The 13514-nt window shown below is 43.4% G+C and carries 14 protein-coding genes; 13 read left to right on the top strand and 1 reads right to left on the bottom strand.

What is annotated here, in order from left to right:
• Positions 1 to 182 precede the first annotated feature (182 nt).
• From gpsA to VCASEI_RS01615, 13 genes are all read left to right on the top strand, one after another.
• Complete coding sequence (gene gpsA / locus VCASEI_RS01555; protein ID WP_174208754.1) at positions 183 to 1205, top strand: NAD(P)H-dependent glycerol-3-phosphate dehydrogenase; 1023 nt, start codon at positions 183 to 185, stop codon at positions 1203 to 1205.
• Between the two features lie 132 nt (positions 1206 to 1337).
• On the top strand, positions 1338 to 2159 hold the full coding sequence (cysE, locus tag VCASEI_RS01560) for a serine O-acetyltransferase (RefSeq protein WP_086959338.1): 822 nt from the start codon (positions 1338 to 1340) through the stop codon (positions 2157 to 2159).
• A gap of 429 nt (positions 2160 to 2588) precedes the next feature.
• Positions 2589 to 2798: a Flp family type IVb pilin gene (locus tag VCASEI_RS01565; protein ID WP_089110329.1), complete on the top strand. Its 210-nt coding sequence runs from the start codon at positions 2589 to 2591 to the stop codon at positions 2796 to 2798.
• 9 nt (positions 2799 to 2807) lie between these two features.
• A complete protein-coding gene (locus VCASEI_RS01570) occupies positions 2808 to 3206 on the top strand; it encodes a prepilin peptidase (protein WP_089110328.1) in 399 nt (132 codons plus the stop codon).
• Positions 3207 to 3248: 42 nt separating this feature from the next.
• Positions 3249 to 3797, top strand: coding sequence for a TadE/TadG family type IV pilus assembly protein (locus VCASEI_RS01575; protein WP_086959334.1), 549 nt, complete (start codon positions 3249 to 3251; stop codon positions 3795 to 3797).
• 47 nt (positions 3798 to 3844) lie between these two features.
• The gene (cpaB, locus tag VCASEI_RS01580; RefSeq protein ID WP_162621004.1) at positions 3845 to 4930 is read left to right on the top strand and encodes a Flp pilus assembly protein CpaB; all 1086 of its coding nucleotides are present in this window, start codon (positions 3845 to 3847) and stop codon (positions 4928 to 4930) included.
• Positions 4931 to 4982: 52 nt separating this feature from the next.
• The gene (locus tag VCASEI_RS01585) at positions 4983 to 6146 is read left to right on the top strand and encodes a type II and III secretion system protein family protein (protein ID WP_238321380.1); all 1164 of its coding nucleotides are present in this window, start codon (positions 4983 to 4985) and stop codon (positions 6144 to 6146) included.
• Between the two features lie 10 nt (positions 6147 to 6156).
• Positions 6157 to 7419, top strand: coding sequence for a CpaF family protein (locus VCASEI_RS01590; protein ID WP_174208755.1), 1263 nt, complete (start codon positions 6157 to 6159; stop codon positions 7417 to 7419).
• The gene (locus tag VCASEI_RS01595; protein ID WP_089110326.1) at positions 7416 to 8303 is read left to right on the top strand and encodes a type II secretion system F family protein; all 888 of its coding nucleotides are present in this window, start codon (positions 7416 to 7418) and stop codon (positions 8301 to 8303) included. Before VCASEI_RS01590 ends, VCASEI_RS01595 begins: the two co-directional genes overlap by 4 nt.
• A gap of 8 nt (positions 8304 to 8311) precedes the next feature.
• Positions 8312 to 9238: a type II secretion system F family protein gene (locus VCASEI_RS01600; RefSeq protein ID WP_086959326.1), complete on the top strand. Its 927-nt coding sequence runs from the start codon at positions 8312 to 8314 to the stop codon at positions 9236 to 9238.
• A complete protein-coding gene (locus tag VCASEI_RS01605; RefSeq protein ID WP_226983422.1) occupies positions 9239 to 9922 on the top strand; it encodes a tetratricopeptide repeat protein in 684 nt (227 codons plus the stop codon).
• A 56-nt stretch (positions 9923 to 9978) separates the two neighbouring features.
• Positions 9979 to 10338 carry a DUF3613 domain-containing protein gene (locus VCASEI_RS01610; protein ID WP_086959322.1) on the top strand — a complete coding sequence of 120 codons (360 nt, stop codon included), beginning with the start codon at positions 9979 to 9981 and terminating at the stop codon, positions 10336 to 10338.
• A 2-nt stretch (positions 10339 to 10340) separates the two neighbouring features.
• Positions 10341 to 12065 carry a pilus assembly protein TadG-related protein gene (locus VCASEI_RS01615; protein WP_089110325.1) on the top strand — a complete coding sequence of 575 codons (1725 nt, stop codon included), beginning with the start codon at positions 10341 to 10343 and terminating at the stop codon, positions 12063 to 12065.
• On the opposite strand, the gene VCASEI_RS01620 is transcribed toward VCASEI_RS01615, so the two are convergent.
• Positions 12058 to 13401 (bottom strand): MATE family efflux transporter, encoded by a 1344-nt coding sequence (locus tag VCASEI_RS01620; protein WP_174208756.1) that lies wholly within the window; start codon positions 13399 to 13401, stop codon positions 12058 to 12060. The genes VCASEI_RS01615 and VCASEI_RS01620 overlap by 8 nt on opposite strands.
• Positions 13402 to 13514: the final 113 nt, after the last annotated feature.

Consider the following 13514-nt stretch of genomic DNA (forward strand, 5'->3'; position numbering starts at 1 on the left):
AGTTAAGTTAAGTTAAGTTAAGTTAAGTTAAGTTAAGTTAAGTTAAGTTAAGTTAAGTTAAGCCGTTATACCTAAGTGGCTTTGATCTCAAGACGCTCAGGAGTAGTATGTCTTGAAGTGATTTAGGTATATTTACGGTCTTTCCATTATCCTCCTTTCAGTTACAGCATGAGGTTAAAAGCATGCCAAATAAGATAAAACCTAATGATGCTGTCATGACGGTGATTGGTGCAGGTTCTTACGGTACGTCTTTAGCGATTGCGTTGGCACGTAATGGTTCGAAGATCGTATTATGGGGGCATAATCCCGTTCATATGACTGCTTTGGAAGAAGACCGTTCCAATGAAGAGTTTTTACCAGGCATCGATTTTCCAGAATCTTTGGTTATCGAAGCGGATTTAGAAAAAGCCGTATCGGCATCTCGTGATTTATTGGTGGTTGTGCCTAGCCATGTATTTGGCGTAGTTTTGAAAAGCTTGAAACCTCATTTGCGTGATGACACTCGTATTTGTTGGGCAACCAAAGGGTTGGAACCAGAAACAGGGCGTTTGTTAAAAAACGTTGCCGAAGAAATATTAGGCACCGATATCTCACTGGCGGTCTTGTCGGGCCCAACCTTTGCAAAAGAGCTTGCGGCGGGTATGCCGACGGCCATTTCAGTCGCCTCACCTGATGCTGAATTTGTGCATGATTTACAAGAAACCATTCATTGCAGTAAAACTTTTAGAGTGTATGCCAACAGTGATTTTACCGGTATGCAATTAGGCGGAGCGGTGAAAAATGTGATTGCGATTGGTGCGGGAATGTCGGACGGAATTGGCTTTGGCGCAAATGCTCGTACAGCACTGATCACACGCGGTTTAGCGGAAATGTGTCGCTTAGGGGCCGCGCTTGGCGCTCAACCAGAAACCTTTATGGGTATGGCTGGGTTAGGTGACCTTGTGCTAACGTGCACCGACAATCAATCTCGTAATCGTCGTTTTGGCTTAGCCTTAGGGAAAGGCAAAGATGTCGATAGCGCCCAATTAGAAATCGGCCAAGTGGTGGAAGGGTATCGTAATACTAAAGAAGTTTGGGTGTTGGCGAATCGAATGGGGGTTGAAATGCCTATCGTAGAGCAAATTTATCAAGTGTTGTATCAAGGTAAAGACGCCCGTCAAGCGGCGCAAGATTTGCTGGCTAGACAGAAAAAGTCGGAAGGATAGAGCCGTTTTTTTATCGAGTATTAAGGATGACGTCAATACGCTCTTGATGTGGATTGAGTTAATGGAATAACCGTTTATGGCTTCGAACGATAAAGTTGGTGTCATAAGCCATGAAAAATGAGATGCGAGCGAATGAAACACTGCGAAAAACAAAAAGTATGGAATACGATTGTTAAGGAAGCGAAAAACCAATCCGAGCAAGAACCGATGTTGGCGAGCTTTTATCATTCCACCATTATTAATCACGAAAGCCTTGGGGCATCGCTGAGCTATATTCTTGCGAATAAACTGAAAACGGCTTCAATGCCAGCAATGGCGGTTCGTGAAGTGGTGGAAGAAGCCTTTAAAGATGATCCATTGATCACCGGAAGTGCCGCTTGTGACATCTGCGCCATTGTAAATCGTGACCCTGCGGTATCCATGTATTCTACCCCTTTGTTGTACCTTAAAGGCTACCATGCGCTGCAAGGTTATCGAGTGGCTAACTGGTTGTGGAAGCAAGGTCGTTTTGCGCTAGCGACTTATTTGCAAAACCAAATTTCAGTGGCTTGTCAGGTGGATATTCACCCTGCGGCTAAAATTGGTTTAGGTATTATGCTCGATCACGCCACGGGCATTGTGATCGGTGAAACGGCGGTGGTGGAAAACGACGTATCGATTCTTCAAGATGTAACGCTCGGTGGTACCGGTAAAGAGTGTGGCGATCGTCATCCTAAGATCCGAGAAGGCGTAATGATTGGCGCTGGCGCTAAAATCTTGGGCAATATTGAAGTGGGACAAGGGGCGAAAATTGGTTCTTGTTCTGTTGTGCTTCAAGCGGTTCCTCCGCATACCACAGTGGCTGGCGTACCCGCTAAAATAGTCGGTCGACCTCAAAGTGATAAACCTTCTGAAGATATGGATCAAGGCTTTAATGGCAATGGGCATAAATTAATTGATGGTGCGGGAATTTAATTTTTCTGTGCTTAATTCTACTTTTCACAAATATAGTGTAACGCTCACGACATTGAGTCCGATTCTAGGGCTCAATTATCAAGCCTAATGTTATCTTCCTATTTATTACTTATTTCTTTTCATCGTTTTTTTCCCATTATTACTTTTATTATTTTATGTTTTATCTCTAGTCATTCTTTTCTTCAAGTCTTAATCCTTCAGGCTTCAACGCAGTGATTAATTATTTCTAATAAAAACAAAGCGTTCGTTTTGTCTCACATTTACCAGCTATCATAATATTACATTCAGTAATGTGACATTTATCACAAATTAACACTTCCTGTCTTTTTATTGTGATCTACTCTTAAATTGAAAACAACGAAACGTTTGGATTCAAAAAAAGCCTTTTAATTGAGCTGTTTATAAATAGTTTGAAATTGGAGAGTCATTATGAAAATTCAAAGTTTACATGATTACATGACACAAGCATGGTGCAAATTGGCCGCGTTTTCTCGTGATGAGAAAGGCGCGTCGGGAATTGAATATGTATTAGTGGCAGCAATAGCGGTGGTTGCTATTGCTATTTTTGTATCTGGTAGTGGCGTTGGAGCTAGGCTTACAGGCATTTTAACCGATATTGGAACTAATGTAGGTTCATAGCTTACCTTTATGCCAATTATTTTTACTAGTTTGCTTATTATTGCGAGTCTTTTCGATCTTAAAAACCAACGCGTACCGAATCTTTTAAGTGTTGGTTTTATTATCTCTGCCCTGTTATGGCTGGTGTTTAAACCGGGCAGTATTACTTTTTTGAGTGTGATTTACTCTGTGGGGATGACCTTGTTATTAACCCTCCCAGGGTATTGCAAAGGGGTGTTTGGCGCCGCGGATATTAAAATTTTATTCGCCGTGGCATTGGTGACGCCAATAGAGAGCATGATCATTATTTTATTGGCTTCTTTTATTATTTTTAGTCTTTATTGGGTGGTGTGCTATCGCCCAATAAAACAAGCGCCTTTTATTCCTGCGGTATTAGGCGCCTTTATTTTATCCATGTGGATACGATGATTCACCACCTGAATAGCAGACACCAATAAGGAGGAAGTGAACATGAAAAAGACGCGACCTCCTCATTTATTTAGCCGTGACTTACTTATAAATAAAAAACAACGGGGCGCGGCAGGGATTGAAGCGGTATTTTTATTACCACTGGTGCTTATTTTACTGTTTGCGATTATTCATTACAGCATGATTTTTTTTGCCGCCAGTTTATTTGAACATGCCGCCAAAGAGGGCATTCGCAATAGCATGTCGTATGTGGATGAGAGTTGTTATTTCACTGAATGCGATGCGACTGAAACGAAAGATCTTTTCAGTGGCCCAATCACCGACAATACCGCCGCCGTTATTCAAAACTTTACGGGTGGAACGGGTGATAGTTTGGGGGTTTTGTTTGGTGTGGATTTAGGTAATAAAAACGGTGACACAATTGATGTAAAACTTATGTCTGATGGGGATTGCTGCCAGGTGCAAGTATCGTTACAAGATTATCCATCAGAACCTTTTTTACCCACAGAGATTATTGATGGCTTATTACCCGGTGAAGGTTCGGTTTTTCCAGCACATATTACAGGGTCTGCGGCCATGAAGCTCAATTAAATGGCGTGATGAAAACCTGAGTAACCAGCACATAAAAAGGAATGATTATGCGGCTTAATTTTATGACACCAAGAAGGTTAAAAATATCGGCGGGATTGCTTTTGATCGTGGCGGTGTTTTTTGCTTGGATGGGGTATCAAAACCAAAAAAATACGTCTCAAACGGCCTCTAAAACCTTGAGCAATACCTTTACCCCAGCCCCAACTCAATACACGCTGTGGAAATTCACACAAGATTTGTCGCCGGGCGAAAAGTTGACCAAGGATAGTGTCGAGCAAGTAACGGTGGAAAAAGTCTCACCGAATCAAGTTCAAGATCTTGGCCAAGTGTTGTCTCTTCGGGTGAAAAGACCCATTGTTTCTGGCTCGTTTTTAACGACAGACATGCTAGAAAAAGCCAGAGCCATTGTCGATGAACTCCCAGTTGGGTATCGCGCGTTGGCGGTCACCGCCAGTGAAGTTTCCACCGTTGGAGGCCATCTTAAACCGGGCGATAACGTGGATATTATTTATCTTTTAAAACCGAATGATGAATCAGGGGATGTGACTACTGCACGTCGATTAGCAAGTAATATCAAAGTGTTGGCGGTTGGCGATCAAGTTACCGATATGTCGCGAGATTTAGGTAACAGCGAGGAAATAAAGAAAGAGGCAAAAAACCAAAAAGCCAAATCCACGACCAGAGCGGCGAGATCGGTGGTTCTTGCAGTAGAAGAACCGCTTGCCCCTATGATTTTATTAGCGGAATCTTCAGGCGATCTTCGTTTATCGATTGTCGGTACTGATGAAATGATGGCGTCGATAAAAGATGAGCATCCCGATCAATACCCAACTAATACAGATGATGACAACGCCTCTATTGTCGACTCTACTCTTGCCTCTGCTTTTGATGCGAGCCAGCAACCAGCGACAACCACTTCGGATTTATTGGATCAACAAAGCCAGAGCGATCAACAGAAGAAGGGCGAGCCAGATAAAGAAGACATCTACCTCGCCAGTTTAGAGCAATTCAAAATCGACTCACAACCCAAAAAAACATCATCTAAAACGAAAAAAACATCGACAGCACCAAGGGGTCATTACATTGAAATTATTCAAGGTGACAAACGGGCGTGGATAAACTCAGGTAAGTGAGGAATGGACAATGATTAAAAAATTCGCAGGGACTGTACGGTGCTGTTTTTCGATGCTCAGATTCTCAATAGTCGCATTGCTGATGTTTGGTTTTTCAATGATAAGCCTCGCCAATGGTGCCAACCTTGATAATGAAAAAATTCAGCTACCCCCTAATGGCCAAGTGGAATGGTCTTATTCAGGGGGAAGCATTACCCGAGCGGCTATTGGTGATCCAGATGTTGCCAATTTAAGTGTCATCAACAGTAGTACGCTGTTAATTTTAGGGAAAACCGTTGGGCAAACGAGTTTATTGGTGTGGGGAGAAGGGCAACAAGAGCCGATTAGGAAAAAAATCCATGTAGTGCCTTCTGGAATACAAGTGAGTGACATTCAAGTTCAAACGGACATTAAAGTCGTTGAAATCAGTAAGTCTGCGTTAAAAGAAGCCGGTTTCTTTTTTGGTAAAAATACCCCGAATACGACAATTGGTGTCGGTAACGGCGATATTGCGGGTGCGTTATTTTCAAACAGTGTGTCTTTGCCATTTTCAGATGCATTCAATATTGTTTTGGGTAATCAGTCTAAAGGTATTTTAGGCGCGATCAGTGCATTAAACTCCAATGGTTTTGCCTATACGTTAGCGGAACCGAGCTTGGTTACGATGTCTGGGCACAGCGCGACTTTTTTAGCTGGTGGTGAGTTTCCGTATCCAGTGAGCTCGGATAATGGCGATATCAGCATCGAGTTTAAAGAATTTGGTGTGCGTTTAAGCTTGTCACCAACGGTACGTGAAGACGGCCGAATCTTATTAAAAGTGGCACCAGAGGTTAGCGAATTAAATTATAACCAAGGTGTGAGCACTTCAGGCATTGTGGTTCCGGGGATCAGCGTTCGCCGAACCGATACCACGATACAGCTTGGTGATGGCGAAAGCTTTGTAATCAGTGGGCTTATCAGTAGCAGTACCATGAAAAATGCCGATCGTTTACCCGGATTGGGCGACATTCCTATTATTGGCGCTTTCTTTAGCGCGAGCCGTTTAGAACAAAATGATAAAGAATTGATGATGGTGGTCACGCCACATTTGGTCAAACCATTATCGAAAAATGCGCCACTACCCACTTTGCCTGGTGATGTTTATCGACGTTACGACCCCAACTTTTTTGAGTTGATATTCTTAAATAAAGAACCCGATGAGCTACCGAAAGGCATTGGTTTTTCTGATGGAATGTAGAGGGTGATGTATGGATGATATTACGGCGTCATCTCTCAACAATCGAGATATTGAATTTATAGAATCATTAACGTTTAAATCGCACCTACACCAGTATGTATTGGAATGTATGGAAGATGATGGCGTGATTTTTGATGCTTCAATGAAAGATAAAGCCAATATATTGCTTCCAGTGAATACTTATATTCAACAATATCTAGAATCCCATTTGCTTCCGCCTAATTTAACGATAGACGATCTTGCTGATCAACTGGTCGATGAAATGATTGGTTATGGGCCCATTGAATGCCTTTTAAATGATGACACGGTGGATGATATTTTGATCAATGGACCTCGTCGGGTTTATGTTGAAAGGTTCGGTTGTTTAGAAAAAGTCGATCACCAATTCCTTAACGATGAGCATATTATTCGCGTGATCCGGCGTATGTTAGCGCCTCTTGGTCGTAGGGTGGATGAATCGAACCCGATGGTGGATGCTCGCTTGCCCGATGGTAGCCGTATTAATGCCATTATTCCCCCATTGGCGCTCGATGGTGCTTGTCTTTCCATTCGAAAATTTAAACAAGATATTCTGACTGGGGAATACCTATTAGAGAAGTCGTCGATCAGTGAGGAAATGCTGACCTTTCTTCGGCAGGCGGTAAAAGCTCGATTTAATGTGTTAATCAGTGGGGCGACAGGTTCTGGTAAAACCACGTTACTCAATATTTTAAGTCAATCTATTCAACATCATGAGCGTGTCGTCACGATTGAAGATGCGGCAGAATTACAACTTAGAAATGGCCATGTTGTTCGCTTGGAGACTCGCCCGCCTAATGCCGAAGGCAAAGGGGAAGTCAGCGCGCGCGAGTTACTGAAAAATGCGCTGCGGATGCGCCCAGACCGAATTATTTTAGGGGAAAGCCGAGGCGGAGAAGTGTTGGATATGCTTCAAGCCATGAACACTGGGCACTTGGGTTCCATGAGTACTTTACACGCCAATTCACCCAGTGATGCCTTAATTCGATTAGAAATGATGGTGACCCTTGCAGGCTTTCATTCCAGTGAAACCTTTATTCGTAAAGTGGTGGCTTCTGCGCTTGATGTCATCATTCAGATAAGCCGCCAACCCAATGGCAAACGGGTCATAACGGACATTGTTGAAGTCAGTAAAATTGATGGCGATAAAATATCGACCCATTCGATTTATCATTATGAGGTGTCGTCTCACACCTTCAAACATGTTGGGCAATTATCGGGACGATTACAGCAACAATTGGAGGAAACACCATGAATGTATGGTTTATTGTTGCCGCCTGCCTGTTCGTTATTGTCGCTATCGCGATGATGTTATTGATCAAAAGCGCCCCAGTGCCAATCGCCAAGCCGACCTCCGTATCGGCGGCACTGAAGCACCCAAAAAAGAAAAAACGCAAAACCTCTCAGCAAGAAAAAATCAATGAGTGGTGGTTAAGAGCGGGCTTTAGTACGTCTCGTTTTATTAATGTGTTATTGATTTTTTTGATTATTGTGGTGGGATTTTTGGGGTTTGTGTTTATGAGTACTGTAGGCGCTTTGGTCAGTGTTTTCGCCAGCGTATTTGTTTTGTTTCTACTGGCTCAATGGCGTCGAGCCAAGTTTCAGCGCCGAGTCACCAATCTTATGCCCTCTTTTATTGATCAAGTTAACCGCCGTATTCAAGTGGGGATCAGTTTACCTCGCGCGATAGAACAATCGGCAAAAACAACCCCGAAACCGCTAAGCGAAATCTTAGAAAGGGTTAATCAAAGAAGACAACTTGGCATTGAATTGCAAGATGCGTTTTATAAAGAATGGCGCATTACAGGGGTGCCATCTTTTCAATTACTAGGCTCTATTTTCAGTGTTAACGCTCGCTTTGGCGGCAGCATCAATGATTCGTTAGAAAGTGTGGTGCAACTGCTCCGTCAACAAGATTCTAGCCGACGAGAATTAAGCTCTTTAACGGGCGAAACACGAGTCACCGCTTGGGTCATCGGTGTCGCACCGATATTAGTTGCAGGGTATATGTTGTCGCAAAATCCAACCATGTTAATCGACATGTGGGAATCAGAATCGGGTCGCCCATTATTGATGTTTGCAGGTGGACTGGAGTTGATGGGCATTATTGTTATTTGGCGAATGCTGAAGAGCTTGTAGGAGGCACTATGGGAACGGAATTTTTCTTCTGGTTGGCGGCATCGTTCTTGTTATTGGCTTTGTCTGCTTTTTTATGGATGCAATCATTGACCGTGACAACACTAGAAGCACAACAAGCTCAAGCGGTTAAAGCCCAAAACTTGAAAGCGCGTTCCAAAATGCGCTCAGAAGAAAGAAAAGAAAAGTGGCTTCAGAAAGGGCAAAAGCTGTGGGGACGAGTGAAACAGCAGAATCAACAAAGGCTAACCGATATGGTCAGCACCATGCGACAAGCGGGTTATATCAGCAGTCGTGAGCAAACGGTCTGTCTGTTTAAGGTGCTATTAGCGTGGATTGTTATTTCGGCTGTGTTCTTCGGGCAACAGTTTTTTTCAGAACAAACCGCGACCCACGGGGTGCTGTCATTCATTATTTTTGTGTGTTTTTTATTGTGGATGACGTTGCGCTGGTTTCGTTATAAAGCGAAATCCCGAGCGAAGAAAATGGATGATGAGATTTTGATCACGGTGCATTTAATGTCGATCCTTTGGCAAGTGGGCTTGTCTCTTGAAAGCTTGTTGCGAGCTTATCATCAAGAAGCAGAAGAACTCACCCCTGAGCTAAATAAGGAAATTGGCTTGATTTTGGCTCGTATTGATACCGGGCAAAATCGTGAACAAGTCTTTAACGATATGGCGTCAAGAACGTTATCGATTGGTTTCCAAGATCTTCTCACCATGATGTCTCAAGCGGGGGATTCAGGTGGGGGGTTAAAAAGTGCGTTCCAATCGTTAGCGAAAATTCTTCAAGATAGAAAGCGAACTGATTTACAAGAAAAAGTCACCAAGATGTCGGGTAAGATCTCAGTGATCATGATGGTCTTTATGTTTCCTGCTTTATTCATTGTGCTTGGCGGGCCAGCAGCGTTAGCGCTAAAAACCGCATTAGGAGATTAAATGAACCGAATAATACTCGTCACCTTAACCCTGTGGTTATCGGCTTGTTCTTCATCGCCCCAACCGGTTGTGGTGCAAAATGTACCCGAGCAAGAACCTGGGCTTTGTGGGGAGCATTTATCCAAAAGTATGGGCATGCAAATCAGCATGGCGAAACAATCTTTTCAGCAAGGACAGTATTACTCCTCTCTTGCAACATTGGAAAAAATCGATTCAGATTCCGTCACCAAACGTGCTCTGCAAGCCAGTGCATACCGAAAAGCAGGGGAGTTAGATGACGCAAAAAAAATCTATCAGTCGTTGCTCGATACGTGTGTAAAGGGTAATGCACAGCATGGTCTTGGGCTTATTTCTGCTTACCAAAGTGATATGAAGTCGGCGCAAACGTGGCTGTCGAAAGCCGCAAAATCGGAACCGGCTAACCCTAATATTCGTAATGATTATGGCTTTTTATTGCTTTCTATTGGGGAAGACAAAAAAGCAAGAGGCGAATTTATTACCGCTTTAGAACTGGCACCAACCAATGAAACGGCCGCGAAAAATTTATGGTTAGTGCTTTTTCGTAATCATGAAACTAAAGCCGCTTCCAGTCTAAATAAGCGCTTTAGTTGGAGTGACGACGAAACACAAAAATTGACGTTAGCCGCTACCCAATTTAGCCCAATAGATGTGGATAAGCCTTAATACGCTTCAAGCAAGGTAAGTAGACAGCAGCCCTGAATTACAGGTAAGGAAGACATATGGAATCAATGATAGCGAGACATTCGTTACGGTTGGGTAAGCCAATCAAAAGCAAGTTACTTGTCGGGTTGTTAGGGCTTGTGGCGCTGGGAGCGAATGCGGCTCAAGAAGAACAAACGACCAATAGCAATGGTCAGCAACCGGTTCAATATCAGCCATCCAGCCAATCGAATAACGATGAAGTGGTACGGGAAGACAGAACCCGTTCATGGTTAGCCTTGCAACGCAGTAATACTCAAGCGACAGCTTACCAAGATGAGCTGTCCCCTGAAATGGCAAAATCGGTTCAAGAAAGAGCCGCGAAAAGCTTCACCCATGAGATACCCGAAAAATTCATCACTGATAGTTTTGGAGAATAGCCATGAAAACGAGCATCGTTCGTAAGCAGCGTGGAGCCCTAGGCTTAATGATGGCGATGATCATGCTCGTATTGGTGTTATTTGCCGCATTAGCCATCGACATGGCTCGGCTTACCTATCAACAACAAGCGCTACAAAGTGTGGCGGATATTGCGGCATTAGAAGTGGCAAGGGACAATCCTTATTATATTGATGGTGATATGGATAGTATTGAAGGTGAGCTTATAGCTAAATATAAGGACGAAGAAGGTAAAGTCGATACCTTGGAGGTTCAACCGGGTTCCGCTGCCATTGTGGATGATTATTGGACTTTTTTCCCCAACAGTACTTATTCAGATGAGCGTCCTTATTCCGCGGCACAAGTAAAGGTCGAAAAAACAGTACCTAAAAGCATGATTGCAGGTGGTGCTTTAGATGATAATACGGTAAAACTTACAGCCACCGCCGCCATTCAGAAAAGTGGTGTGGTGAGGTTGGGGATAGGATCTGAGTTGATCTCTGCCGATCTCTCTATTGTTGATCTCAGTGCGGTTGGTTATAGCGGTTTAGTCAAAAGTAATATTCGGCTTAATGACCTAATACCGTTTTTACCGGGTATTGATTTAAGCGCCATAACCCCAGAAGAAGTGTTGAGCACGGAAATATCCGCGAGTGACTTATTATACGCTTACGCGGATGTTTTACGCCTTAATCATGATGAAGATGGCGATATATCGATATTCAAATCACAACTTGATGCTATAGCTAACCTTGTTGATGGGGTATCTGCTGTTCCTAATCTTACTTTAGGGCAATTGCTTGAGTTATCGAGTACTCAACCATTTGCAGCATTAGGGGCAAATTTGAATGCTTTAGATCTCGTGAAAGCGACATTGTATGCGGCAAATAAGGTCAATAGTGTTAGTTCTCCTGAAATAGATATTAATATACCCGGAGTGGTTAGTGCTAATTCTACACTCGAACTTATTGAGGCTCCTCAATTTAAAGTGGCGTTATTACCTATTAAAGAAGGAGATGATCTTAGTGTAAGTACTGAGCAGGTCGATTTGACTGCAAATATATCACTTCTATCTGGTACTCTGAGTTCTTTAGAGAATCTACTTGATGCTTTACCTATTCTTTCCAACCCTGTGAAAGTGGAAATATCCCCGATCGTCATACATGCTAAAGGTGCACAAGCTACTGCGATATTATTGAGTGGTGATTTTGATGACGATTTGAATTTAAAGGTTAATCAATCATTAGGGACGGTAGAAATTGATGATTTTGGGGTTAGAGTTACTGTCGAAGTTGGTGTAGACCTTGGGATATTGGGTTTGAGTTTCGTTAAAGTGCCAATTGATATAACACTAACGCAAAATGATGCTAGTGGCCAAGCTCCAGATTTAGACTTGTCTGCACAAGAAACTAATATCCTAGTTTCGCTAAGTAATCTTCCACTTGAACAAACTATATATGCTGAAGAAATAAGTATTAATACACACTTAAGAGTAGCTTCAAGTGAGCCAGATTTTAGTGGTGGTCTTATTTCCGGTTTGGTTCAAGGTTTAGTCTTACCGTTAGTGACGCCGATAGTGAATACTTTAATTTCAGCTTTACCGTCTTTATTATCACCAATCATTAATGATGTTATCGTGCAAAGTTTATCTGGCCTTGGTGTTAATATCGGCACCACAACCGTCTGGGTAGACGCTGTAGGCACCACCCAATACGGTATTATCAAATAGCCGTGGCTAACACACTTTTTCTAAATGTGAGCGCGTAACCATACGCGCAGATGCCGCCCATGATATTACCGGCGGCAATGCCAACAAATAATCCTTCGACGCCATACCATTGACTGCCTAGCCATGCGCTCGGAAGCGTAAAAATAAACAGCCGAGAAAAATTCCACAAAAAGGCCTTTAAAGGCTGATGCATGGCATTAAGGCAACTGACCATCATCATCACAATGCCTTGAAAACCATAACTGATCGGCACCACTAATAAGAAATGCCACAGCATATCTTGCACGCTTTGTTCTTGGCTAAATAAGGACGCAATCGGCATGCTGAGTGGCACCATTAACACAAATAAACCCAATTGAAATATCACCGCAAAGCGCATCGTTATAAATAACGCCGAGAAACTTCTCTGGGGTTGGTTTGCACCAATATTCTGCGCAATAAAAGGAGTCAGCACTGAACCGAGCGACATTAAAACGAGGATCATGATGGACTCAACCCGTTGCGCCGCGCCATAAGCGGCTACCGCTTCGGTGCCAAAACTTGCCAGTATCATCATTAAAATAGCGCCGGAAAGTGGGTTCATCGCACTGGAAAAGGCCGCTGGTGTGCCGATTTTGAGTATTTGTGTCCAGTCTTGAATAATGCGCATGAAAGCGGGGGGCGCGAGTAATTTTTCGCGTTTAATGAGAATGTATAGCGAGGCAATTAATGCCCCAAACCAACTCACTGCGCTAGCAATAGCCGCTCCTTGAATGCCCAGCTCAGGAAACGGGCCGTAACCGAAGATCAATAATGGATCGAGTGCGCCGTTAATGAATCCAGCCGTCATCATGATTTTAGCGGGGGTTTTAGTATCACCAGTTGAGCGAATAACACTATTACCCGCCATGGGGATCACCAGTAATGGAATGGTGAAGTACCACACTTGCATGTATTGGTCGATGAGCGGCAGGAGATCATCACTCGCCCCGAGTCGTCTAAAAAGAGGTTCAATAGTGAAATAACCCAATGTGGACGCGAGCGTGACCAGTAACACGGCCAGTAACAAGCCATGAGTAGAAAAACGGGCGGCATTATGAGTGTCACCTTGGCCTAGTAAGCGTCCGACATTGGCAGACAACCCCATCCCAATACCGAGCGTAATACAGCTAACACCGAAAGTGACAGGGAAAGTAAAACTGATCGCCGCCAGCGCTTGCGTACCAAGCAGTGAAATAAAAAAAGTATCGACAAGGTTGAACGTTAAGATCGCCAATAACCCCACGACCATAGGCAGAGTCATGGTTTGCAATACGTTAGGAATTGGGCCAGTTAGTAAGCCATGTTTATCGTGCATGGAAATGATTCGCTGGTGGAGAAGCAACTAGGATACAGGAAAAACCCTAAGAGAGAAAAGAATGGTCATTACGTCATGCTGGAAATGCATGAGATTCCTGATATCGCCTAGGG

The sequence above is a fragment of the Vibrio casei genome (assembly GCF_002218025.2).
Lineage (GTDB): Bacteria > Pseudomonadota > Gammaproteobacteria > Enterobacterales > Vibrionaceae > Vibrio > Vibrio casei.

Excerpts from the sequence above, each read along its gene's own strand:
- VCASEI_RS01620 (WP_174208756.1), bottom strand. The coding sequence starts at position 13,401 with ATGCACGATAAACATGGCTTACTAACTGGCCCAATTCCTAACGTATTG.
- VCASEI_RS01595 (WP_089110326.1), top strand. The coding sequence starts at position 7,416 with ATGAATGTATGGTTTATTGTTGCCGCCTGCCTGTTCGTTATTGTCGCT.
- gpsA (WP_174208754.1), top strand. The coding sequence starts at position 183 with ATGCCAAATAAGATAAAACCTAATGATGCTGTCATGACGGTGATTGGT.
- cpaB (WP_162621004.1), top strand. The coding sequence starts at position 3,845 with ATGCGGCTTAATTTTATGACACCAAGAAGGTTAAAAATATCGGCGGGA.
- VCASEI_RS01565 (WP_089110329.1), top strand. The coding sequence starts at position 2,589 with ATGAAAATTCAAAGTTTACATGATTACATGACACAAGCATGGTGCAAA.
- VCASEI_RS01570 (WP_089110328.1), top strand. The coding sequence starts at position 2,808 with ATGCCAATTATTTTTACTAGTTTGCTTATTATTGCGAGTCTTTTCGAT.
- VCASEI_RS01585 (WP_238321380.1), top strand. The coding sequence starts at position 4,983 with ATGCTCAGATTCTCAATAGTCGCATTGCTGATGTTTGGTTTTTCAATG.
- VCASEI_RS01590 (WP_174208755.1), top strand. The coding sequence starts at position 6,157 with ATGGATGATATTACGGCGTCATCTCTCAACAATCGAGATATTGAATTT.
- VCASEI_RS01615 (WP_089110325.1), top strand. The coding sequence starts at position 10,341 with ATGAAAACGAGCATCGTTCGTAAGCAGCGTGGAGCCCTAGGCTTAATG.
- VCASEI_RS01575 (WP_086959334.1), top strand. The coding sequence starts at position 3,249 with ATGAAAAAGACGCGACCTCCTCATTTATTTAGCCGTGACTTACTTATA.
- cysE (WP_086959338.1), top strand. The coding sequence starts at position 1,338 with ATGAAACACTGCGAAAAACAAAAAGTATGGAATACGATTGTTAAGGAA.
- VCASEI_RS01610 (WP_086959322.1), top strand. The coding sequence starts at position 9,979 with ATGGAATCAATGATAGCGAGACATTCGTTACGGTTGGGTAAGCCAATC.
- VCASEI_RS01605 (WP_226983422.1), top strand. The coding sequence starts at position 9,239 with ATGAACCGAATAATACTCGTCACCTTAACCCTGTGGTTATCGGCTTGT.
- VCASEI_RS01600 (WP_086959326.1), top strand. The coding sequence starts at position 8,312 with ATGGGAACGGAATTTTTCTTCTGGTTGGCGGCATCGTTCTTGTTATTG.